The organism is Aeromonas sp. R3-1 (assembly GCF_040908345.1).
GTDB lineage: Bacteria > Pseudomonadota > Gammaproteobacteria > Enterobacterales > Aeromonadaceae > Aeromonas > Aeromonas veronii.
Genome location: NZ_JBFODN010000155.1, coordinates 1 through 21,490, shown reverse-complemented (window position 1 = coordinate 21,490; position 21,490 = coordinate 1). Strand labels below are relative to the sequence as shown.

The 21,490-nt window shown below is 53.9% G+C and carries 24 protein-coding genes; 15 read left to right on the top strand and 9 right to left on the bottom strand.

Going from position 1 to position 21,490, the window contains the following annotated elements:
- Positions 1 to 8 precede the first annotated feature (8 nt).
- The gene (gene rmf, locus AB5Y85_RS09650; protein ID WP_010674759.1) at positions 9 to 185 is read left to right on the top strand and encodes a ribosome modulation factor; all 177 of its coding nucleotides are present in this window, start codon (positions 9 to 11) and stop codon (positions 183 to 185) included.
- Between the two features lie 84 nt (positions 186 to 269).
- Here rmf and fabA read toward each other — a convergent pair whose 3' ends face one another.
- From fabA to AB5Y85_RS09635, 3 genes are all read right to left on the bottom strand, one after another.
- On the bottom strand, positions 270 to 809 hold the full coding sequence (gene fabA / locus AB5Y85_RS09645; protein ID WP_307772266.1) for a 3-hydroxyacyl-[acyl-carrier-protein] dehydratase FabA: 540 nt from the start codon (positions 807 to 809) through the stop codon (positions 270 to 272).
- A gap of 98 nt (positions 810 to 907) precedes the next feature.
- Positions 908 to 2,884 (bottom strand): Lon protease family protein, encoded by a 1,977-nt coding sequence (locus tag AB5Y85_RS09640; protein ID WP_257686945.1) that lies wholly within the window; start codon positions 2,882 to 2,884, stop codon positions 908 to 910.
- 79 nt (positions 2,885 to 2,963) lie between these two features.
- On the bottom strand, positions 2,964 to 3,326 hold the full coding sequence (locus tag AB5Y85_RS09635) for a helix-turn-helix domain-containing protein (RefSeq protein ID WP_236353204.1): 363 nt from the start codon (positions 3,324 to 3,326) through the stop codon (positions 2,964 to 2,966).
- A 124-nt stretch (positions 3,327 to 3,450) separates the two neighbouring features.
- Between AB5Y85_RS09635 and AB5Y85_RS09630 the strand changes: the two genes are divergently transcribed.
- The 9 genes from AB5Y85_RS09630 to AB5Y85_RS09590 all read left to right on the top strand — a co-directional run bounded on the left by AB5Y85_RS09630 (position 3,451) and on the right by AB5Y85_RS09590 (position 10,342).
- The gene (locus tag AB5Y85_RS09630; protein ID WP_069526815.1) at positions 3,451 to 3,702 is read left to right on the top strand and encodes a hypothetical protein; all 252 of its coding nucleotides are present in this window, start codon (positions 3,451 to 3,453) and stop codon (positions 3,700 to 3,702) included.
- The gene (locus tag AB5Y85_RS09625; protein ID WP_026035069.1) at positions 3,689 to 5,221 is read left to right on the top strand and encodes a replication initiation factor domain-containing protein; all 1,533 of its coding nucleotides are present in this window, start codon (positions 3,689 to 3,691) and stop codon (positions 5,219 to 5,221) included. Before AB5Y85_RS09630 ends, AB5Y85_RS09625 begins: the two co-directional genes overlap by 14 nt.
- Before the next feature lie 34 nt (positions 5,222 to 5,255).
- A complete protein-coding gene (locus AB5Y85_RS09620) occupies positions 5,256 to 5,576 on the top strand; it encodes a hypothetical protein (RefSeq protein ID WP_023583768.1) in 321 nt (106 codons plus the stop codon).
- 298 nt (positions 5,577 to 5,874) lie between these two features.
- Positions 5,875 to 6,096, top strand: a complete 222-nt coding sequence (locus tag AB5Y85_RS09615) for a Flexible pilin (protein WP_368221350.1) — start codon at positions 5,875 to 5,877, stop codon at positions 6,094 to 6,096.
- 195 nt (positions 6,097 to 6,291) lie between these two features.
- Complete coding sequence (locus tag AB5Y85_RS09610) at positions 6,292 to 7,527, top strand: hypothetical protein (protein WP_257686944.1); 1,236 nt, start codon at positions 6,292 to 6,294, stop codon at positions 7,525 to 7,527.
- 6 nt (positions 7,528 to 7,533) lie between these two features.
- Entirely contained in the window at positions 7,534 to 7,848 is a 315-nt protein-coding gene (locus AB5Y85_RS09605) for a DUF2523 family protein (RefSeq protein WP_019446390.1), read from the top strand.
- Positions 7,849 to 9,051: a zonular occludens toxin family protein gene (locus tag AB5Y85_RS09600; RefSeq protein ID WP_257686943.1), complete on the top strand. Its 1,203-nt coding sequence runs from the start codon at positions 7,849 to 7,851 to the stop codon at positions 9,049 to 9,051.
- Between the two features lie 481 nt (positions 9,052 to 9,532).
- Positions 9,533 to 10,093 carry a hypothetical protein gene (locus AB5Y85_RS09595; protein ID WP_257686942.1) on the top strand — a complete coding sequence of 187 codons (561 nt, stop codon included), beginning with the start codon at positions 9,533 to 9,535 and terminating at the stop codon, positions 10,091 to 10,093.
- A 9-nt stretch (positions 10,094 to 10,102) separates the two neighbouring features.
- Positions 10,103 to 10,342 carry a hypothetical protein gene (locus AB5Y85_RS09590; RefSeq protein ID WP_257686941.1) on the top strand — a complete coding sequence of 80 codons (240 nt, stop codon included), beginning with the start codon at positions 10,103 to 10,105 and terminating at the stop codon, positions 10,340 to 10,342.
- 624 nt (positions 10,343 to 10,966) lie between these two features.
- Here AB5Y85_RS09590 and AB5Y85_RS09585 read toward each other — a convergent pair.
- From AB5Y85_RS09585 to AB5Y85_RS09565, 5 genes are all read right to left on the bottom strand, one after another.
- Positions 10,967 to 11,368: a hypothetical protein gene (locus AB5Y85_RS09585; RefSeq protein WP_257686940.1), complete on the bottom strand. Its 402-nt coding sequence runs from the start codon at positions 11,366 to 11,368 to the stop codon at positions 10,967 to 10,969.
- Between the two features lie 109 nt (positions 11,369 to 11,477).
- On the bottom strand, positions 11,478 to 11,828 hold the full coding sequence (locus AB5Y85_RS09580; RefSeq protein ID WP_041207765.1) for a DUF3653 domain-containing protein: 351 nt from the start codon (positions 11,826 to 11,828) through the stop codon (positions 11,478 to 11,480).
- Positions 11,829 to 12,100: 272 nt separating this feature from the next.
- Positions 12,101 to 12,439: a hypothetical protein gene (locus AB5Y85_RS09575; protein ID WP_257686939.1), complete on the bottom strand. Its 339-nt coding sequence runs from the start codon at positions 12,437 to 12,439 to the stop codon at positions 12,101 to 12,103.
- Between the two features lie 372 nt (positions 12,440 to 12,811).
- Complete coding sequence (locus AB5Y85_RS09570; protein WP_257686999.1) at positions 12,812 to 14,089, bottom strand: tyrosine-type recombinase/integrase; 1,278 nt, start codon at positions 14,087 to 14,089, stop codon at positions 12,812 to 12,814.
- A gap of 380 nt (positions 14,090 to 14,469) precedes the next feature.
- The gene (locus AB5Y85_RS09565) at positions 14,470 to 14,772 is read right to left on the bottom strand and encodes a YebG family protein (RefSeq protein ID WP_005333111.1); all 303 of its coding nucleotides are present in this window, start codon (positions 14,770 to 14,772) and stop codon (positions 14,470 to 14,472) included.
- A gap of 170 nt (positions 14,773 to 14,942) precedes the next feature.
- On the opposite strand from AB5Y85_RS09565, the gene AB5Y85_RS09560 reads away from it, so the two are divergent.
- Positions 14,943 to 15,818, top strand: coding sequence for a triacylglycerol lipase (locus AB5Y85_RS09560; protein WP_257686938.1), 876 nt, complete (start codon positions 14,943 to 14,945; stop codon positions 15,816 to 15,818).
- A 90-nt stretch (positions 15,819 to 15,908) separates the two neighbouring features.
- On the opposite strand, the gene AB5Y85_RS09555 is transcribed toward AB5Y85_RS09560, so the two are convergent.
- The gene (locus tag AB5Y85_RS09555; protein WP_019446397.1) at positions 15,909 to 17,882 is read right to left on the bottom strand and encodes an SDR family oxidoreductase; all 1,974 of its coding nucleotides are present in this window, start codon (positions 17,880 to 17,882) and stop codon (positions 15,909 to 15,911) included.
- A 248-nt stretch (positions 17,883 to 18,130) separates the two neighbouring features.
- On the opposite strand from AB5Y85_RS09555, the gene AB5Y85_RS09550 reads away from it, so the two are divergent.
- The 4 genes from AB5Y85_RS09550 to AB5Y85_RS09535 all read left to right on the top strand — a co-directional run bounded on the left by AB5Y85_RS09550 (position 18,131) and on the right by AB5Y85_RS09535 (position 21,442).
- Entirely contained in the window at positions 18,131 to 18,703 is a 573-nt protein-coding gene (locus AB5Y85_RS09550) for a phasin family protein (protein ID WP_005333118.1), read from the top strand.
- Positions 18,704 to 18,797: 94 nt separating this feature from the next.
- Entirely contained in the window at positions 18,798 to 19,985 is a 1,188-nt protein-coding gene (locus AB5Y85_RS09545; protein WP_236367246.1) for a patatin-like phospholipase family protein, read from the top strand.
- Between the two features lies 1 nt (position 19,986).
- The gene (locus AB5Y85_RS09540; protein WP_005345492.1) at positions 19,987 to 20,628 is read left to right on the top strand and encodes a TetR/AcrR family transcriptional regulator; all 642 of its coding nucleotides are present in this window, start codon (positions 19,987 to 19,989) and stop codon (positions 20,626 to 20,628) included.
- 25 nt (positions 20,629 to 20,653) lie between these two features.
- Positions 20,654 to 21,442, top strand: coding sequence for a hypothetical protein (locus AB5Y85_RS09535; RefSeq protein ID WP_021230122.1), 789 nt, complete (start codon positions 20,654 to 20,656; stop codon positions 21,440 to 21,442).
- Positions 21,443 to 21,490: the final 48 nt, after the last annotated feature.

Below are 21,490 nucleotides of genomic sequence, written 5' to 3'. Positions count from 1 at the left end.
CGTAGATGATGAAGAGACAGAAGCGGGACCGTCTGGAAAGAGCTCGTGCTCGTGGTTATCAGGCTGGCGTGGTCGGCAAACAGAAAGAAGCGTGTCCGTATCAATGCCTGGATGCCCGAGGGCATTGGCTTGGTGGTTGGCGTGACGCCATGGAAGGGCGGGGCTCAGGCCTCTTCATGAAGTAGCAGGTACTTCATCACTCATTACAAAAGGAAAGGGGCCGTTGTGGCCCCTTTGCATTAATGCTGTTTTACCACCAATCAGATAGATCAGAATGCGGTGGTATCTTTGAACAGGCCCACTTTCAGGTCGGTGGCGCTGTAGATCGCACGGCCGTCAACTTCGACCACACCATCAGCAATTCCCATCACCAGCTTGCGGTTGATGACGCGCTTGAAGGTGATCTTGTAGGTCACTTTCTTGGCAGTCGGCAGGATCTGGCCGGTGAATTTCACTTCACCTACGCCCAGAGCACGACCCTTGCCGGGGCCACCTTTCCAGCCAAGGAAGAAGCCAACCAGCTGCCACATGGCATCCAGACCGAGACAGCCAGGCATCACAGGATCACCCGGGAAGTGGCAATCGAAGAACCAGAGATCCGGAGTAATGTCGAGCTCAGCCAGGATCTCGCCCTTGCCGTGTTCGCCGCCGTTGTCATTGATCTTGACGATGCGGTCCATCATCAACATGTTGGGGGCAGGCAGCTGACTGTTACCCTCACCAAACAGTTCGCCACGGCTGCAAGCCAGCAGCTCTTCACGGGTAAAAGAGTTCTTGCCCTGTTCGCACAGGGAAAGGCGGGCTTCCATGGTGGTATTGTCTACGGTCACGCGGTATTTCCTTCAAATGGGTCAAAGCCGGGCCAATTTAGCTTACAGTTGTTCGCTAAACAACTCCGATCACTTCATCAGCGGCCAAACAGGCGCCCCAGCAGGGATTGCAGCAGTCCGACTTTGGCAGTGGAGCCGTTCAACTCGTCCAACCGCTCCTGAATACGGCCAAACAGGGTATCGGGCATATCAGGCTCACCGGCGACACAGCCAGTCAGCAACTCGATGGCCTCTTCCACATGATCCACCGGGTGGATGTGGAACTGGCCTGCTTCAACCGCTGCGATCACCTCGTCAGAGAGGTTCAGCTGCTGGATGTTGGTGCCCGGCAAAATGATCCCTTGCTTGCCGGTGATGCCGTGGATTTTGCACACCCGGAAGAAGCCTTCAATCTTCTCGTTGACGCCACCAACGGCCTGCACATTGCCAAACTGATCGACCGCACCGGTCACGGCGAAGTGCTGATAGATTGGCTGGCGGGCGAGGGCAGAGAGCAGGGCACACAAGCCGGTCAGGGATGCACTGTCGCCATCAATTTCGTGGTAAGACTGCTCGAACACCAGATTGGCCGACAGGGGGGAGGGGTTCTCTGCGCCAAATTTGTTGGAGAGATAGCCGTGGATAATCATCATCGCCTTGGCGTGGATATGACCGGCCAGCTCCGCTTTGCGCTCGATATCCGCCACATCGCCATCACCAAGGTGTACGGTCGCGGTGAGGCGCACCGGTTCACCGAAGTCATAGGGGTGACCGGAGACCTGAATGACAGACAGGCCGTTGATCTGGCCAATCTCTTCGCCATCGGTTTGCAACAGGATCTGGCCGTCGATAACCCCCTGATCGGACTGCTCAACCAGATAGTTGAGGCGGTAATCCTGCTCTTCCAGTGCGCCGCGAATATGCTCGTCGGTGACCACATCAGATTCCTGCTCCCGGGCCAGGCTGTCAGCCATCCGCATGATGGCGGAGAGTTGCACTTCGGAGAGCGACAGCCACTCCTGATGGTCACAGAGGCGGCTGGCATGACGACAAATGGCGGCGAGGGCGGCTGGCGTGAAGTCAAGCAGACTCCAGCGCTGGCGCAGCCAGGCCAGGTACTGCAGAAATTCCTGCAGATCCTCTTCAATATTCACCTCTGACACCAGATCCGCGCGCAGGAAGATGCGCTCGGACATATCGCGATCCAGCATCTGGAACTCGGCCACGTCCAGTCGGTCACCGACCAGGATCAGCTTTAGCTTGATGGGGGTCGCTTCAGGCGCGAAGAAGGGGGTCAGAGTTTTCCCTTCCTGATAGGCGTTCCAGTCCAGCTCGCCTTTTTGCATGGCATTTTTCAGCTTGAACCAGAGGTGTGGCTGATCCAGCAGCTCGTCCAGTTGCAAAATGAGGTAACCGCCGTTGGCTTCGCGCAGCAAGCCAGGCTCCAACAGGTGCTGGTTAGCATACACAGAGCCTTGCTCGGTCTGGTAGTTGATGGAGCCAAACAGGGTATCCCAGTTGAGATCACGGCCATAAATTACCGGCGCTTCCTGCGCTTCGTGGTGGATCAGCAGATTGATCAGAATGGGGTGCTGAAACTCCAGACCCAATGCCACGTGAGCCGCCAGATCGGAGAGGAAATCATCGATTTTCGGATCATTGTTCTGCTTGCGCATGATGCGGGTCACGATGCGTTCGGCATCGAGATGGTGGCTCAACAGCTTGAGCAGCTCGCCAACCATTTCGCAAAACTCGACGCCGGTGCCCGGTTGCAGGCGCAGCCAGATAGGTTTGTAGGGGTTGTTCAGATTCTCGGTGTAGCAGAGATCAAACAGGTCACCGTCCTTGCCATTGGAGTCGGCAATCAACGTTTGGCAAACGCCTTCGTAATCTGCGCCGGGGAACCCGTTGAGCAGCATGACCGGACAGTCACCATCAAAACTGGCAAGACGCTTGATGCCGGAAATGGCTCGGGGTTGCAGCGCAGCAAAGGGGATAGGTTCAAGCTCGCTGAGCTTGGGGAACTGTTCAATCGCAAAAGCGGGTTTTAATTGTTCTGATGTTAATTCAGCCACTTAAGACATCCGGTCGAAGATAGGATCAATTGTTGCCATTATACACAGTTCAATAAGTGGTGACAGGAAACAAGATAGTCTATTTAACATAATATACATTATGCGCAGTGTTGTCTGGCCCGTGGCTGGGGGTCAGGAACATAGCAACCGCAAGGGCTACAGCCGTGCCTGTACCTTTTGTGTACTTCGCTAAAATGTCATACCAAGCGCGTTTTAGCTCGGGATTGGTTTCCCTGACTGCGGCCAGATTTAGCAGTACTTCTTGCACGTCCAAGCCGATCTCCTCGGCAATCTTTTTTGCTGTTGCATCAGTGAGTTGCGACTTTCCTTTGTTCACCGCAGAGATATAGGAAGTGGTAAATCCCAAGTCTGCGGCGACTTCCTGCAACTGGCTGTACTTTTTGGCCCTCATGTAGGCTTGAATCAGCGTATTCGAGTCCATCTTTTTGTCTCCTGAGTGGTTAGACAATCGGCCCATCATACCGATTTTGGCAAAAAACGGCTTGTTCCCATTCAACAATTCGTATGATTGAATCCATTCAACAAATCATTTGAATGCATGAACCATGACCCACTTTAGCCCACAAAACCTTGATCTGCCTGCTCTCATTGAGCGAAAGGTTTATTGGCAGGCTGAACCGACTGGCGATCTCTCCGCCTGTATCGCGGGTCAGGTTGAGATGTTTCGGGATCTGCATGAGCTGCGGGTCTATCTGTCCATGACGTACCCCGATACCGTGTTCGAGCTGGTCGAAGTGACCGAGGACACATGGCAAGGTTTCTATGATCAGGGAGTCTTTTTCGATGACTGGTCATAATTCCGTGATGCCGATAAATAGCGTTATCGGCACCAAAACCCTGATCGATTATCTGTCCTTCACCTGGGCGCCGACCGAGTTGCGCCAGATGACCGAGCTTGCCAAACAAGGTGCGCTCTTGAAGGCTATCCCGCGCTTTGACACCAAGGTAAAAGCCCTGCAAGCGGCGTTCTCTGAACCTGCTGTCGAGGGTCTGCGTTATCTGTGGAAGCGTCCGGTCGGTTTCGCTCCCCTCACCCACTTCGACAAGGTGTCAGAGCGGCTCTGTGATAAGGCGCAGCGGTTGGGTGCAACCCCTGCCCCTACTGCGGCGCGTGTCTACGACAAGGCCACAGAGCGGTTGAGCCTCAAGGGTGTGGTCAAGTCCCCTGCCCCCGTCTTTACCCCTTCCATGACCGAAATGATGGAGCGGGCCTTGCACTCTAACTACCGTTCTCGGGCCGACATGCGCAAAGAGCTGAAAGCTGTCTGCGCCTCCCTGCTCAAGTTCTCCCAGTTCGAGGTGGTCGAGGGTGCCAAGTATTGGGAAGCCTACAACGATTTGATCGACTGCTACGGGGTGCAATTTCTCGATGCCCTCTGCTGTTCCGAGATCGAGCTGTGGCTGGAAGAACTGAACACCAAGATCGGGGTGCCTATCCCTGAGCCTCGTTTCACCATGCGCCCTCGCCGCTCCGGTCTGCATGGGTACGCCAACTCGGCCGACCTGCTGTGTGATGGCCTCCCCTGTGGCCTGATTGGTTGGGGTGCTGCCAACCACGGTTGCATGGTGAGTTTTTCCGGCGTGGGTTGTGCCGCCCTCGATATGCAGGCTTTGCACTCTGTTATCTCTCACATTCCATCGGTTCGCATCACTCGGGTGGATTTGGCGCTCGATGACTACAGCGGTGAGGTGATCAGTTATCAGGGGGCCATTGATGGCGCTCAGGCTGGCGAGTTTCATCCAGAGCGGGGCCGTGCTCCGGCGTGGATGAAAATCGAATCCGGTGAGTTCGTCATATCCGAGATTGCCAAGGGTATCGTAAAGCGGTTTGGCATGGCACCGACCAAGGGTTGCTCTTTTTATGTGGGCAGCCGGATCAACGGCAAATGTGCTCGGGTATACGAAAAGGGTAAACAGATGCAATCGGCAGAGAACCCAAATTGGGTACGCGCCGAAGGCGAGTTACACAATAAAGACCGGATAATACCACTCGATGTATTGATTAATCCCGACCCTTATTTTGCTGGGATGTATCCGCAATTTGCCAAATGGCTTGATGCTATTAAACAGTCGGAATCTGTTCCGGTACGTGTGACCACTTTTAAAAACAAGTTCAAGACCAGTCGGGACAATGCGGTTTTTCATATGTCTCGAATGGCGGGCCGCCTTGTTAATTGGTTAGCAAGTGTTGAGGGGCTCGCCCCTGAAACGATTGTTCACCAATTAACAGCGCATCTTAAAGAAGATGATATTCCAGCGCGATTAAGAATGCCGCTACCACCCGAGTTTATATCGGGTGAGCATTGTTTAGTTTGACCTATAAATCAGGTTCTTCAACGAGGTAAATATTATGTCCCTGCTCACTGGTGTTTTGGTAACTCGTGTTACTCATGGTTATGGTGTGTCCCGTAAATCTGGCGCTCCTGTCCCTTATGATTTCGCGCAAGTGGAATATCTGGCTCCGGCAAATAACGTCAACAAACCCGAGTGTAATATCCACTCATGGGGTTATGAAGTTCGCCAACTGGCCCTTCGTAATGATGCGGCGACTATCAAAGAAATGGCCGACTGCCCCAAGCTGGTTGCCATTGATCTTGTGCTTGAAGCAGATCCCCAGAATCCGACCCGAAATGTGGTTGTTGGCTTCCAGCCTAACAAAAAGCCGGTATAACCGCCGCACACCGAGGAGGAGGAGCGAGAGCGCGCAGCGAGCGACGACGAGGGCGCGATAATGCTTTGTCTAGATATTACCTCCGAGGGATATGCTCGATTATCCGAGGGGGATGCTTGTAAATATGTGCTCCTGACTGTGCAGGAGCATTCCAGACTCACGGATATATCAAACTGGTTCCAGTTCGATATATCCACTGTGGGGATTGCCTTTGGCTCTGGCCTTGCTGTCTGGGTCTTGGGCGTGAAATTGGGCGCGATTGCCCGTGTAATTGTTGGTGCAAAACGAGGATAAAATAATGAAAAAAGTATCAGGCTTGTTCCGTAATGCTTGCATTGCGGCTGTGTGTGGTCTGTCTGCTAATGCGGCAATGGCCGAGGGAACCGGACTTGCTGATGCAGCAGGTAAAGCGATGGAGGCCGCACAGGCTGACGTAACCGCCACCTCTCCGAAGGTGTTGCAGGTTGTCGCACTGGTGACCGCTACAGGTATCGTGATTTCCCTGATCCGTAAAGCCTAAACCATGTCCCTGCTTATCGGGACGCTCTGGTTTTTGTTCTTTGTCGAGGGATGGCGAACATCCTTCTCTATTTAAGGCGGCTCCGGTCGCCTTTTTTATATTGGGGGCTGTGTGCGCTTAGGTTGGCTTTTACTGTTATTTCCATCGGCGGCATTCGCAATTGCGGGTTGCCCTGTCGGTGTCCAGTTGGGAAACGTGACGATTGCTACTCGGTTGCCTGTCTGCCTGAAATTCGATTCATCACAACTGGGTGGTTGTTTGGTTGATTGTAAGGGCGTGTGTGTAGAATTACCTTTAGCCAATACCAAGGGGCCAGTGGAGACTACCGGAACGGCTTGCAGTATTACCGAGAATGGTAGTGGCAACGGCGATTCAGATGGCAGTGGTAATACGCCAGATGAAGGCCCTTCCGGCACTAAGCCTATTTCTGGTTGGCTTGACTTTGAACCTGTGATTGGTGATGCCACCGGAACGTCTGTTTCTGGTGCTGTTGCCAAGCTAAATAAAAACCTTGGTGTTGCTCTGCGTCAGGTTGTTGAAGGTACTAAGCAGGATTCTGGCAATCTCAATTCAATTGCTCATAGTGCCGAGTCATTTTCTCGGGATATGAAAACCGCCCTTTATCAGTTGGAGAGGATGGCCAATGATACCTTTCAGACTAAAAACACCACTTCTGAAATGTTGGGGCGTATTAATACCTCCAACGATTATTTGCAGTCAATAAACGCAAAGCTCGATAACCTTTCGTCTGGTTCTTCTGGTGGTGGTTCTACGGGGGGAGCTTCACCATTTGATGCAGGGATGGCACAAGCGTTGGTGCAAAACTCATATGGTATAAATGCAAATACATCCAGTATCCATAATGCCCTGTCCCCGTTGTCCAGTCAGTTAAGCGGCATTATGAGTATGCAAGGTGAAGTGATCAGAAGCGTTAATGGTGTGGGTGGAAATATATCGAGTGCCTTGAATGGCATGTCTAACAATCGCCCTTGGGGTGGTCGTGAATTTTCTATGTTGATGGATAAGCTCGATGGGCTGGGTAATGGTGGCTCCGGCAGTGGCGATAGCGGGATTGATTACGCCAAGATGCCAGGCTCAGGTAACAACCCTCTCACGGTTGGGTCTGCCAACTATAAGAGTGCCTGCAAGGGGAACGATTGCTTCTTTGACGTGGCTGCCATTCAAAAGAAACTGGATGAAGCAAACAAGGCTATCTCTGACAAATACAAAGATATTGGCGATGAAGTCAGGGATATTTTTGATTTTCAGCTTTCCGGCTCTGCTGGGGTTATCGAGTGCTTCGACTTTTTCACTTACGGCGGAAAAGACTATCGCGTTTGTCCACCTGCAAAAGAATATTGGAACATCATCGCCGCACTGATGATGTTTATTTTCTACTTCATTGCTTTCGCAATTGTATTTAAGAGGTAACACGTCATGGAATGGCTTGGTGAGTTCTTTAATTCGTTCTTCAACGATATATATCAACTGGCTGTGCAGTTCGGCGCATGGCTGGCAATCAGAATGGCGGTGCAATGGGTTGAGTTTAAGTTGTTTATGCTCACCTTCACATGGGACGTTGCCAAGCAGATTTTGGTGAACGTTCACTTTAGTGAAATGATCTCCCAATCCTTTAATGCCCTCCCCGCCGACTTTCGCTCGATGCTGCTCTTTATCCATCTGGATAAGGGGCTCGCCATCCTGACGCAAGCCTTCGTTACCCGCTTCCTGCTGAACATCATGGGGTGGTAAATGTCCATCAAGATCCACCACGGGGCGCCAGGCTCTTACAAATCATCAGGGGCTATCCACACCGATGTGATCCCCGCCATCAAGGCAGGCCGCCACATCATCACCAACGTTCGCGGGTTCACCGCCGAACGCTGCAAAGAGGTACTGGGTAAGGCTGTGCCCGATGAGTTCAAGGTGACTTACATCGACACCGAAGCCCAAGAGGGCCGCGACCACTTGGCCCGCTTCTACCACTGGGCACCGAAGGGGGTGTTCTTTCTGGTCGATGAAGTGCAGCGGATCTTTCCGCCTGCATGGCGTCAGAGCGACCTAGACCGACTCGATTATCCGGGTGGGCCGGAAGTCGCCAAGGCTGATGGGCGACCGGAAACCATAGACGTTGCCTTTGATATGCACCGTCACCACAACTGGGATTTCGTCTTTACTACCCCGAACATCAAAAAGGTTCACGCCGTGATCAGGGCCGCGTCAGAGACGGCGATCAGACACACCAACATGAAGATATTGGGCTTTGGGAAGCGCTATAAAACGGTCTTGCATCTGGCGGACAACAGCGGCGCATCCATGTCCGATGTTCTGCAGGCCAAGCCATTCAACAAGGTGCCAAACTATGTTTTCAAGCTCTACGACTCAACTACAACAGGCCAAGTCACGGATACAATCGCGGGTAGCTCGATTCTGCGAGATCCTAAAATTCTGTTTTTTCTGGGTGTTATTGGATTCTGTCTCTATTTTGGCCTCATCAAGCCGGAATTTATTGATAAGCCTAGTAAGGCCCCTGCGCCCTCTCCTGCCGCTGCTGCGACTTCTGGGGCGGTGGGTGCTTCGCCCACTGCTGGGGTACGTCCTAGCGGCGCTCCTGTTGCGTCTGATAGCGGGGTTCTTTCTGTAGGCCCGTTCGCGGGACACAAGCTGATCATCAGTTGCCATGTGCTGGTAAAGGATGAACGGGGATCATATCGGGTCGAATATTGCTTTGCCCTGCGCAAGGGTGACGATGTGCAACCTGTTTACAGTGACGACTGGCCGGATCAACTGGCCAGCGTGGACGCTATGAGCGCCTGCCATGCTGTGGTGAAGTATCAGGGCAAGCCTCTTGACGTTTATTGTGATCCAGAGGGTGACGCCCTGCGCCGTAAATACAATGTCGCCCTCTTTGCTGGCGGTGATACCAAAAACAAACCAAGTGATGACCGGACATAAATTAATATAACTGCGTCACTGCATTGTTTATGTTAAATAAGATTGCTGGAGTCGTATTTTATCTGGGGTGGCGGGGTGTTTGTCTTTCATGGCGCAGCCATAGAAGCGCAACCCTCGTACTCACCCCGAGAGATTATGTCTCCAAGCGCGGCTCCCGCCGATAGGCGGCTCTGAGCTTTCCCGAGAATGACCCTCCTCCCCCTTCCCTGCCAAACCAGTCTTTAATGCCCCAGTCAGAGCGACCAGTCGGAAGGGTTGAGGAAGGAGCGTAGCGAGGACGATACCCTGTAGGCTATAGGGCGCGGGTGGTGTCTGCCTTATTCTCCTGTCGTAGACAAGCTGCACTCAAGGTCTTCTCCCTAGTTATTTAAATAATTGAGTGGGTGGTTTATCTGTTTGGTGGTTTTTCGTCCGTATATAGAATTTTGCCATGATATAATGGCTTCCTAACATCAGTTTCGAATGAATGATGACGGGGCCTATGCAGAATAAATATCTTGATTTGTGCATTGATGTTTTTGAACAAGTAAAAGTTGTAACACAGGATACGGCAGAGGAATCTGGTCTAGATTTTTCAAATTTATCATTGAGATTGATTGATCAGGATGCCTTGGATGCCCAAGAGGCATGGCCTCTGGAAGTTGTGGAAAATAGGCAGATAGGTTGGGATTGGCCTGATGCTCTTAGACAATATCGCCAGAATCATATGGCAAGATTGGAACTTGCTATTTGGAATGGCAATGAGCTATGCGGTTTAATGTTAGGCAAAGCTAGTGAAGGGCGCCTTGTTGTAAAGGTAAATTATCTTCAAGGGTCGACCAATCCAGATCATCCTTTGAAAGGATGGATTATGGAGATAGCTACACGTTGTGCAGAGTTGTTTGCCGCGTCAATTGGAGCCGCCTGGGTTGCTATCCAAGAACCCCATGAAGACTTGGTCGAGCATTATGGAAGTTTAGGTTTCACACTAGAAGACCAGTTTGACCCAAGAAATCGGGCGCTTTTCAAACCTGTTGAGATGGTATTGATTGATGATAATTGAGCAATGTAGTTGACATTTCTTGGTGATATTGTAGCCTTTAACCATGGTGCAAAAGTTGTGGTGAGTGATATGTTAGCATCATTAACTCCTTCTCAAGATCTTGATCTGGATCTAGAGAAAGCTAGAAAAAGAATGATTGCTTATGCGTTGAAGACTAATGACGCATATAGAAGAAATCTAAAAAAACCTAAGAAGCCCTGTTTATGTGATTCTGGACTTCTTGCAGGAAAACCCAAAAAGACCCAGTAAGGGTCTTTTTTTTATCCGAGTTTTCGGCTCGGCCTCCGCTCCCCCCGTGTAGTAATACGGGGGGAATTCTACCCCATCCCCTACCCTCTCGGAACCCTTCCAGCCTCGATGGTGGGGCCATACGGGCAACCTCTCGGCTCAGGCCCACTCGGGCGAGTGTTTAGAGCAGGGGCGCTCTTACTAAAGCGCGGGGGGCGCAGCCTCCAGCTTTTGCGGCGCAACGCGCCGACGAGTATCTTCTATAACACTATCGTAACTCATTGATGTGATTGGAATCTCATTATTAATCATGTGATCAATAAGTCGTTTAAATGAAAAGTGACGTTTGTTAACCTGCGTAAGCACACTAACTACAAGGAGAACGAAGTGGCTGCGTATTATGTAAACAAGAATGCACAATCGAACGGTGATCACGAAGTTCATGTGTACAACTGTTCTCGGCTCCCTGCGCTTGAGAATCGTCTTTATCTCGGTGATTTCCCATCCTGCTCTAGTGCGGTTGCTGCGGCGAAGAACATTTATCCAAAATCCAACGGTTGTTACTACTGCTGTAGTCCTTGTCATACTGGTTAACCCAAAAGAAAAAGCCGAGATTTCTCTCGGCTTTTCACGATGACCTTAACCCTACCTATTCGCTTGCTCTAACTGCTCGGTTAGCCAGGTCATGGCATCCTCGGTATTCTTGAACGTCTTCACGTTCTGGTGCTTGATCTGAGGCACTCGCTCTATAGCGATGTCGTGGAGTACTTGGGACGTGATGACGTGAGCTTTTGCAACCAGCCTCTGGTTGTTGAGCCAACCATTGAAATCATTAGCGATACTGAGAGCTTCGTCAGTGCCTCCTTTGTAATCTCTGGTATCGATTAGCAGGCAGAATGGCTTCCCTTCCAGGGCCGCTATGAGTGATTTGACGCTGCTAACCCAAGCTTTACATCCTTCAGTATTGAAAGCTCCAATCAGTTTACTTGTGATCACTTGGCCTGAAATGCTTGCAGTGTGCTGACCATGACCAGTACAAAACTCCACTCGCCTACTCCTTGTGTAAAACAGCGCACAGATTTGCCGATCTTGCATGTAGTATCAGTGCTTTACAAGCATATATCCTCAATCAAAAAGGGGGCTGTTGCCCCCTGCGTTAACTGACTCCCAGTTTTTTCCTCCAGTAGAAGGCTGCCATTTGCCGTTCGGATCTCTCCGCTTGGATGATAGCTATCGCCTCCAGCCTTCGCCTGTCATAGGTGACTCCTGTTGGTGAGACAAGGCAGTCATTCTTCATCCGCCAGCCTTCCCATTCCTTCCAGATAGTGGGCAACTCCCTACCCGAAGCCATACGCATCAGCCGTTTATAGGCAGGTGGGATCTCTTTGCCCTTATCCCAATATGTGACCTGCCTCACAGAAACAAAACAAAGATTGGCCGTTTCTTCAATTGATAAACCGCACTCAAACCAACGAAAAATGAAGTTTTTGGTCAACTCTCGTTCCATCCAAGTAAATACCTGATAAACCAGCAAAATTGCGTGGAGTGGCTTATCGGCGGGTTTCGGATGGGCATTTAACAAAACGTCGCATTATGCGCAATGACGGGTGCAGGAGGACAGAAATCAGTCCCTACTTGAGAGGTCTCTCTCTGGAAATATTGATACTCCTTCTTGTAAAACAGCCATAAAAATGACGACTATCTCGATAGATTCCCCCTCCCTTAATCCTCACGGCTTATTGTTGTGGCTGGCATGATTGCGACTTTTTGGAAGTCGGGTCAATTCATATTCAAGGCACGTTTGGCGATGGCCAATGTGGGTGGCTGGCAGGTCAAGTAGAGGTTGCTGTTGAACTGCTGCAATATATGTTTGAGCTCGTTCATATCATCGGGATGGAGGGTTAAGGACCAGAGTGCTCGGGGCTGGCCGTGATGGAGGCCATTGGTATAGATAATGGTGCAATCTTCGATACGCAACTCTTTGCAGTGGGCCTCCATCTGCAGGCCCACATCCGGAAACCAGATATGCAGTGTGCCTGAAGAGATAAAGGTGAACTGGGCTATGAGCGACCCTTTGCCAACGATCCTGAAGGTCTTTTCCACCACTGCCACTTGCATACCAGCTCCTCGGTATCTCGTTAATATTGATATCAATATCACCAATGATGACTGGATATGCAAGTGTGATAACAAGGTGCTGTTCAACGGAATATGACTGCTTCCGGCATGTTACTTAGCTTTCGGTATCGGGTGGTCTCGGTGTTTCAGCAAGCAATTCTGTTTTTTGCTTCTCTGCTACGGGATAAATATGTATGCCGCAGATGGCAAGGAGCCTGTTCTGAATCATCCATGTGAGCCAAAAATATTCCCTGAACCGATTGCCATCCAGAGAAGTACAACATCGCCGCACCAACTTCAATGACATCCCAAACAAGCCATTCTGTGTTCTAAGAGCAGTCAATATAAATCAGGGTCATGTCACGTTGTTCGTTAGTCCTTGTGAATGTTATCTCTCACGTATTGGTTCAATCGGTCCAGCGGTTTTTGCTGGGCGCTCTCATGTCGTTCACTGTTGCTGGTGTGCAGGTATTTCGAAGTGGTGTCGATGCTGTCATGCCCGGCATCGGCCTGTACATGGGAGAGCGGCCGCCCATGCAGGTTGATGTCATGGGTGATCCCGGTGTGGCGGATCGCATGGGGAGAGAGTTGCCGCATTTCGGCCGCATCCTGGACAAATCCATCCTGCTCTGCCAATTCTGCACCTTTACTGAAGATCACCATGATCAAATCCCGTAACTGGCGAATGCCGAGGTTGGCGTTGATCTCCCCCTGCTCGCGGCCGTGGGCTGCCGCTTTATGACGAACGAACAGTGGCGTCTGTTCATCCGGTGTCGGCAAGGGAGAGAGACCGAGGAAACGGCGGTAGCGCTCGAGTGCCGCCAGCAGCGCTTGGGATACCGCTACGGTACGCCGTTTGCCCCCCTTGCTTTGCGGAATAAAGTAGCCCCAGACGCCGGTTTTGCGATCCCGCCTGAACTGCCCCATCACAGGGGTAAAGCCCGGCCGGGCTGCAACCTCAGAGATCCGCAGATAGCAGGCGTACATCAGAATGGTGAGAAAACGGCTGCGCTCGTGTTGCTCCGGATGGTCGTTGGCAAGGGTATCGGCAGCCTGCATCACGTATGACCACTGCAACTCGCTGAAGGCCTGCACCTGATCATCGGCCTCCAGCTGTTGCGGCCGTTTGACCCGCTGCAGTAGCAGAGCGGGATTCCTGTCCATGTACTCCTCCTGGATCAGGAACTGGAAGAAGGCCGACAGGATGGCGAGCTTGGTCTTCATCGCCTGCTCGCTCAGGCGATAGGGCAATGTGCGGCCCAGCTCCCGCTTGCCGAGAAACGGTCGCCATTGCGGATTAGGCAACCGCTCTCCCCACTCCTTGTCGAGGATGAACTGCGCCACGTTGCGGTAGGCGATCAACTCGTCAGGGGGGGACTGACAATAGTCGAGATAGCGGATCATGATGCGGCGAGTGAGATCTTTCGGGCTGATGGCCGCCTCGCGAAAGCACCAGTGCAAAAAAGTGGTCAGTTCGCTGCGATATGTTTTGTAGTTGTTTTCGCTGTTGCGCTGCTCCAGCAGCCAATCGACCGCCAGTTCGTAAACCAGACCGGCATCGGGTACATCGTTGAGGCTGAGGTTGGCAAGGTACTGATTGACCTGCGGGTTACCGGCCTCCAGATAGATAAGGCTGTCAAACAGCGGCATAGCTGGCGGCAAGGATAATGGTTGTTGAGTCATGGTGTTGCTTGTTGATGCTGAGATGAATCGATATGAGCCTGTGAGCCGAGTTGCTAGAAAAGGGCTCGTGATACATGAATGCGGCTTCTATTGGGATTGGTATTGCCTCTTGTTGTTGCTGATTAAGGTCACCGGGAGCGATCTGGATAACGTTCTCTCCACTGTTTGCTCATTATTCCCTCATAGATCTGGCTGATGTCGCTCAGTGGTGCACGCTATTCAGTTATGCATTGTATATGCACCGTTGTTAAAAAATTCTCGGGGTAAATAGCCGTAAAAATGGTTTTAAATGCAAATAAAATGAATGCAGCGAGCTGTTTAACCCGAGAAATAGCAGGTCTGTGCAATCAGGCCACCTGCTTTAGTGGCTTCTCCTTGCGCTTGGCTGCTGGGGCCTCTTCCTCTTTCGTGCCAGCCTGAACCTTGCCGCCGCGCAGCAGGGTTTGCAGCACATCGCGCTGTTCTGCCAGGTAGAATGCCAGACTCTCTTGCTGCTCTGGCGCCAACTCGATCGGGGCACCAGCCAACAGGGTCATCAACTCGTCGGCCGTATCCAGCAGCTTGTCATAGGCATCTGCCTCTTTTTTGCTGGCAAAGGTCATTTTTTCCACTCCCCCACGAACAACCACATATTTGATCTCGACAGCCATGATGGCCTCCTCTTGGTGATGATGGATAGAGTATATGTATGGATATACAGTATTGCAAATAACCTCATCGGAAAAGAGCTCTCCGGGGTTTAGCGACAAAAGCCGCGTTGGATCAAGCTGTCTCAAAGTGCCATTTGACTTCCACGCCTGACTGGTCGGATCATGGCCTTATGACGATCGTACGACACCTGTTTATCCTGCTGATGGTAGAGGTGCTGCTCCTCGGGAGTATCGCCCACTTGGTCGTGGGACTCCCCTGGTTGCTGACCCTGCTGTTTGTGGTGTTTGCCCTGCTTGGGTTGCGCTGTCTGGTGGTGCTCGGCAGCTGGCTGTTTACCCGCTTCTACCCCTCCCCGGCTATCGGCCCCTGGCGCAGGGTGAAGATGATGGCGCAGGAGATGCTGGCCTATCTCTACACCTTCACCTTGCTGTTGCCATTCGAGCCTTTGTTGATGGCACCCGATCGGCTGCGTCCATGCCAGCGTCCCGTATTGCTGATACATGGTTACGGTTGCAGCCGCGGTATCTGGCGCACCCAGCGCACCCGACTGGAGGCCGCAGGCCATGTGGTTGCCACCATTACCCTGATGCCACCATTTGGTCATATCGATGAGATGGTGCCGCTATTGGCCAAGCGAATTGACGATGTGCTCGCGCAAACCGGGGCTGACAAGCTGGTGCTGGTCGGTCACAGCATGGGGGGGCTGGTCTGCCGCGACTATCTGGCTATCCATGGTGGTGACAAGGTCGCACGCCTGATCACTCTGGCTACGCCTCATCAGGGGAGTCAGCTTGCCGCCCTAGGGCTTGGGGCCAATGCCCGCGAGATGGAGCCCGGTTCCGGCTGGTTGCAGCGTTTTGCCTCTGTGCCGCTTTGCGTGCCCGGCATCTCGGTGCGCACCAGTCACGACAATGTGGTGATGCCGCAGGAGCGGCAACGATTGGCGGGAATGGAAGATATCGAGTTGCCTGCCATTGGCCATCTCTCTCTGCTCTACTCCCGTCGTACGACAGATCTGCTGCTTGATCTGCTGTCCCGAGTCTGACCCTCCTTATTCGTCCTTCAATTGTTATTCCAAATAAAACAGGGGCCTGATTGCTCAGGCCCCTGTTGATCTCTTTATCCCATCATCCGGTTAGAAGTGGATACCCTTGATCAGGGTCGAGACGGCAACCTGATCGGCGGTCGCCTTGGACTTGTCGCCATCTTTGGGATCGGCAAAGGTGCGGAAGCTGGTGTTCATGATCACCTGCGCAACGCGAGGTGCCAGGGCATGCACCACCTGGCCAAATACCCCGAGGCGTGTGGCCAGTCGCACATGTTTGTTGATGATGGTATCGCACACCAGATCGGCCGCCTCTTCCGGCGTCATCATCGGCACCTGCTCATAGACCTTGGTCGGCGCGACCATAGGCGTTTTCACCAGAGGCATATTGATGATGGAGAAGCTGACCCCTTTATCGGCAAACTCGGAGGCGGCGGTACGCACCCAGGCATCGAGGGCCGACTTGGAGGCAACATAGGCGGAGAAGCGCGGCGCATTGGTCAACACCCCGATGGAGGAGATGTTGATGATGTGCCCTTTTTTCTTCTCGATCATGGTGGGTAGCACCCCCATGATCACCTTGAGCGCGCCAAAGTAGTTGAGCTGCATGGTGCGCTCCAGATCGTGGAAGCGATCGAAGGAGTCCTCGATGGAGCGGCGGATGGAGCGGCCGGCATTGTTGACCAGAATATCGACGCCGCCGTGATCGGCCACGATGCGAGCGGTGATCTCCTCGGCCTGCGCCAGATTGGAGAGATCCCCCTGATAGATCTCGATGGTCAGCCCCAGCTCGGCAAACTCCGCTTTAGTCTCGGCAATCTTCTGCTCGTCGCGGGCGATGGTAACGACGTTGGCCCCCGCCCCCGCCAGCTTGCGCGCGGTTGCACGGCCGATACCAGAGGTTGCCCCGGTCACCAGCACCACCTTGCCCTCTACCCGACCACGCAGGGAGCGATCAATGAAGAGCTCCGGGTCGAGGTGACGCTCCCAGTAGTCCCACAGCCGCCAGGCGTAGCTGTGCAGCGGCGGCACTTCGATACCGGTCCCTTTCAGTACCCGCTGAGTTTCGCGACTGTCGAAACGGGTGGGATAGCTGATAAGGCGGAACACATCCTTGGGCAGACCCAGATCGGCGATGGCGGCATCGCGGATGCGGCGCACCGGCGCCATGGTCATCAGCATGGCGGTCAGGTGGCGGGGAATGAAATTAAAGAGAGAGGCGTTGATGCGGATCGCAGGCTCTGGCGCATGGGCGGCGCGGGAGAAGGTGCTCAGCATATCGCCAACCCGCATCGGATTGGGGTCGGTCAGGTGGAAGGTTTTGTTCTCCTCTCCCTCCTGATGGGCGATATGCACCATGGCATCGACCACAAAGTTGACCGGCACGATATTGATACGGCCCCCTTCCACCCCGATGGCTGGCATCCAGGGAGGTAGCAGACGACGCAGTTTCTGAATGGTCTTGAAGAAGTAGTAAGGGCCGTCGATCTTGTCCATCTCGCCGGTATTGGAGTCACCGACAACGATCCCCGGTCGATAGACTCGCCACGGAACTGTGCACTCATTGCGCACAATCCCTTCCGCTTCGTGCTTGGTCTGGAAGTAAGGCATGTCGAGGTGTTCGGCCTCATCGAACATATCCTCGCGAAACAGACCGTCGAACAGGCCCGCTGCAGCGATGGAGCTGCAGTGGTGGAACTGCCCCGCCCCCAGCCGCTCGGCAAGTTGAACAGCATGACGGGTCCCTTCGGTGTTGACCTGCTGCTGGATCCCGGCCTTGGCGTTGAGATCATAGATGGCAGCCAGATGGAAGAAGTGGTCGATCTTGCCGATCAACTGCTCCTGCATCTCGACCGATACCCCCAGCAGCGGTTGCGTCATGTCGCCAAAAACCGGGACTGCGCGCGATTCATCCACATTCCAGAATGAGAACAACTCTGACAATTTCTCCTGATGAGAGGCGCGCATCAGAAAATAGACGGTACAGTCGGGATGCTGTTGGAATAACTTTTTGATCAATCGACGCCCGATAAAACCACTACCGCCAGTAATGAAATAGTTCATAAAGAGAATCCTGCTACTGATTAGGGTGTTACTAGGTTGTTAGATATATCACGATTCATATGGGAATCTGCAATTTGATTGTCGGTTCGTGAGCAAACCCTAATTTCGGTGGTGTGCCTGTTCCGTTATTAGGTAGAACCCTCTATTTTTTGTCCCTAGACTGAAGTTGAAAAATCAGTAATGCCACAACCCGATTGCAGTTTCGTTGTCGCCATTACATTTAACTGTCGTTATTCAAGGAGAAGATCATGGCTAAGAAATTGAAAGCGCTGGCAGGGTCAGTGACCGACAACCAACTCACCTCCACCATCAAGGAGTCCACCCAGCAGATCTGGTTGGCGGGTCTGGGTGCCTATGCCAAGGCGCAGGAAGAGGGTGGCAAGATCTTTGAAGCCCTGGTGCAGGAAGGTGAAGCGCTGCAAGCAAAAACCCGTCAGAGCGCAGATGAGAAGATTGCCGCTGTGACCGACAAGACCGCCAATACCTGGGGTCGTCTGGAGCAGGTGTTTGAAGATCGCGTGGCCCGCGCTGTGGCCAGCCTCGGCATTCCGACCCGCAAGGATATCGACAAGCTCTCCAAGCGCATGGCCGAGCTGACCGATGTGGTCCAGCAACTGCTGGATGCGCAGGAAGAGGAGGCCCCTGCCGCTGAAGCCAAACCGGCTGCCGCCAAAAAGCCCGCTGCCCGCAAGCCTCCGGTAAAGAAGGCACCGGTAGCCAAGGCCAAAGAGGCCGTAGTTGAGCAGGCCGCCGATCTCCTCTCCGCCGCTGAAGATGCGGTGAAAGAGGTGAAAGCCAAAGCAGAGAGTGTTCTGCCCTGATCCCTCGCGGTGACGGAAGGTGATTGATACCGGCCCATGCCCTGCGCTGGGCCGCTCTTGTCATGGTGAATGTCATGGATAGAGAGGCGACGCTATGAGTACCATCGCAATTGCCCTTGCTGGCGGCGGGCCGCTCGGCGGCATCTACGAGATCGGTGCCTGCGCAGCCCTCTCTGACAGCATCAGTGGCTTGCGCCTTGACCATGCCGATATCTATGTCGGCGTTAGTTCGGGGGCCGTGGTGGCATCGGCGCTGGCCAACGGCATCTCGCCGGCTAAGCTGGTGCGGATCCTGCTCAGCGATGATTCGGGGGAGATGTTTGACCCTGCCACCTTGCTGCGACCCGCCTTTCGTGAATATGCCGACCGCTTGACCTCGATCCCGCCACTGGCGTGGCAGAGCCTGACCTACTATCTGGCTGCGCCCTGGAAGCGCAGCCTGTTTGAATCGCTGCAGGGGCTCTCCAAGGCCATTCCGACCGGACTGTTCGACAACCGCGGGGTGGATCGCACCCTGACCCAGTTTTTCTCTCGTCCCGGCCGCAGCAACGATTTTCGCCAGCTGCGCAGTCGGTTGTTTGTGGTCGCTACCGAACTCGACACCGGCCATCCGGTCGCCTTCGGCAGCCCGGGGCTCGATGACGTGCCCATCTCTGCGGCGGTACAGGCGTCGGCCGCTCTGCCCGGCCTCTTTCCCCCTTCATTGATTAACGGGCGTTACTATGTGGACGGGGCGCTGATCAAGACTCTGCACGCTTCGGTAGCGCTTGAAGAGGGGGCGGATCTGGTGTTCTGCATCAATCCGCTGGTTCCCTATGATGCGGACATGGCCGCCGGCACCCCGACCAATCTGGTGGACAGCGGTCTGCCGGTGGTACTGGCCCAGACTTTTCGCGCCATCATCCACTCCCGCATGCATGTGGGGATGGATCGCTACAAACACCAATATCCCGACGCTGACGCCCTGCTGTTTGAGCCCTCTTCTGCCGATGGCGAGATGTTCTTCACCAATGTGTTCAGTTATCGGGATCGTCGTCGCCTGTGCGAGCACGCTTACCAGCATACCCGCCGCGATCTCTGGCAGCGTCGTGACGAGCTGGCGCCGGTGCTGGCCAAGCATGGCCTCGAGCTCAATCTAGCCGCGCTGGCCGATGAAGGTCGCACCCTGCTGGCCCCCGGCATTGGTTCGGTTGCCGCCCTCGACAAGTCGCTGGAGCAGTTGCAGCACTGGCTTGCCAAACGCTATCGCCACGGCGTGCGCCGTTCATCACCAAAGGAGTAGCATGGATCGCAAACCCAAACGCCGTACCCGGGAGCGGATCCTGACCACTGCCCTCGCCTGCTTCAATCGACAAGGGGAACCCAGCGTCACCACCTCGGCCATTGCGGCCGAGATGGAGATCAGCCAGGGCAATCTCTACTACCACTTCCACAACAAGGAGGAGATCGTCAACGCCCTGTTCTGCGAATTTGAACAGCAGATGGATCGCCTGCTGGAGGCGGTCAGCACCCCGTCTGATGAGCCAGAAGATATCTGGCTCTTTCTCCACCTGATGTTTGAAGCCATCTGGCAGTACCGTTTCCTCTACTACGATATCGCGACCCTGATGAGTGGTTATCATCAGGTGGAACAGCGCTTTTCCGCCCTGCTGCGCCGCAAGGAGCAGACCGCCATTGCCATTTGCAACCATCTGCAAACTGTCGGGCTGATGGAGGGCACGGCGCAACAGATGCGCACGCTGGCGGCCAATGTGGCGCTGGTGGGCACATTCTGGATCTCTTACCAGCGGGCACTGCACCCCAAGGCGGACGCCGATATTGCCCTCGGCGTCTTTCAGGTGATGCAGCTGGTCGCACCCTATTTGCGGGCCGATGCCCGCGCTCATCTGGGCGCCCTCGCCCACCACTACACCGACAAGGTTTGATTCACATGCTACAGGGAGAACAAGCATGACCACTTCACAACTCGAATTTGTCCCCTTCCCCTACGCGGATGCGGCCTATGAGTATGCTGGCCAGAAGCTGGCGGACAACTGGGATCGTCTCCATCAGGGGGATGCCGAACCCTGGCCCGAGGATGAGCAGGTACAGGATGCCTGGCGGGCCTATCATGCCGGGGATTTTGCCCGAGCCGTCGCCCTTGGCGAAGCGGCCGGTGAGGCGGGCCTCAATGTGGCGAACAAGGCGCTGGTGATCCATGCCAGCTATCTGCTGGAGGACAAGTATGCCAAGCGCGCCGCCTTCGAGCGGGCGGCCAGCCATGCCGAGAAGCTGCAAAAACGCCAGCCCAAGAACGCTAACGCCTGGTATTTCCACGCGCTGGCACTCGGTCGCTACAGTCAGGTCATTTCCATCTCCAAGGCCCTCTCGCAAGGAATTGGCGACAAGATCAAGGCAAGCCTTGAGAAGGCGCTGGAGCTGGCGCCAGATCACGCCGAGGCCCATATTGCCTTTGGCGCCTGGCATGCGGAGATCGTCGACAAGCTGGGGGCCATGATCGGCGGCCTTACCTATGGCGCCAAGAAGGAGGAGTCCGAGCGTCACTTCAAAGAGGCGCTGGCGCTGATCCCCGACTCGGCTATCGCCCGCATGGAGTACGCCAACGCTCAGGTGATGCTGCACGGCAAGAGCCGCCTGAAAGCGGCCGAAGCCCTCTATGCCGAAGCGGCCGAGTGCGAACCCATGGATGCCATGGAACGCCTCGATGTGGAGGCGGCGCGCGAAGAGCTTGAGGATTAACCGCCACTAATGCCACTAAGAGGTAGTAAAACAAGAGGCCAACCCGCG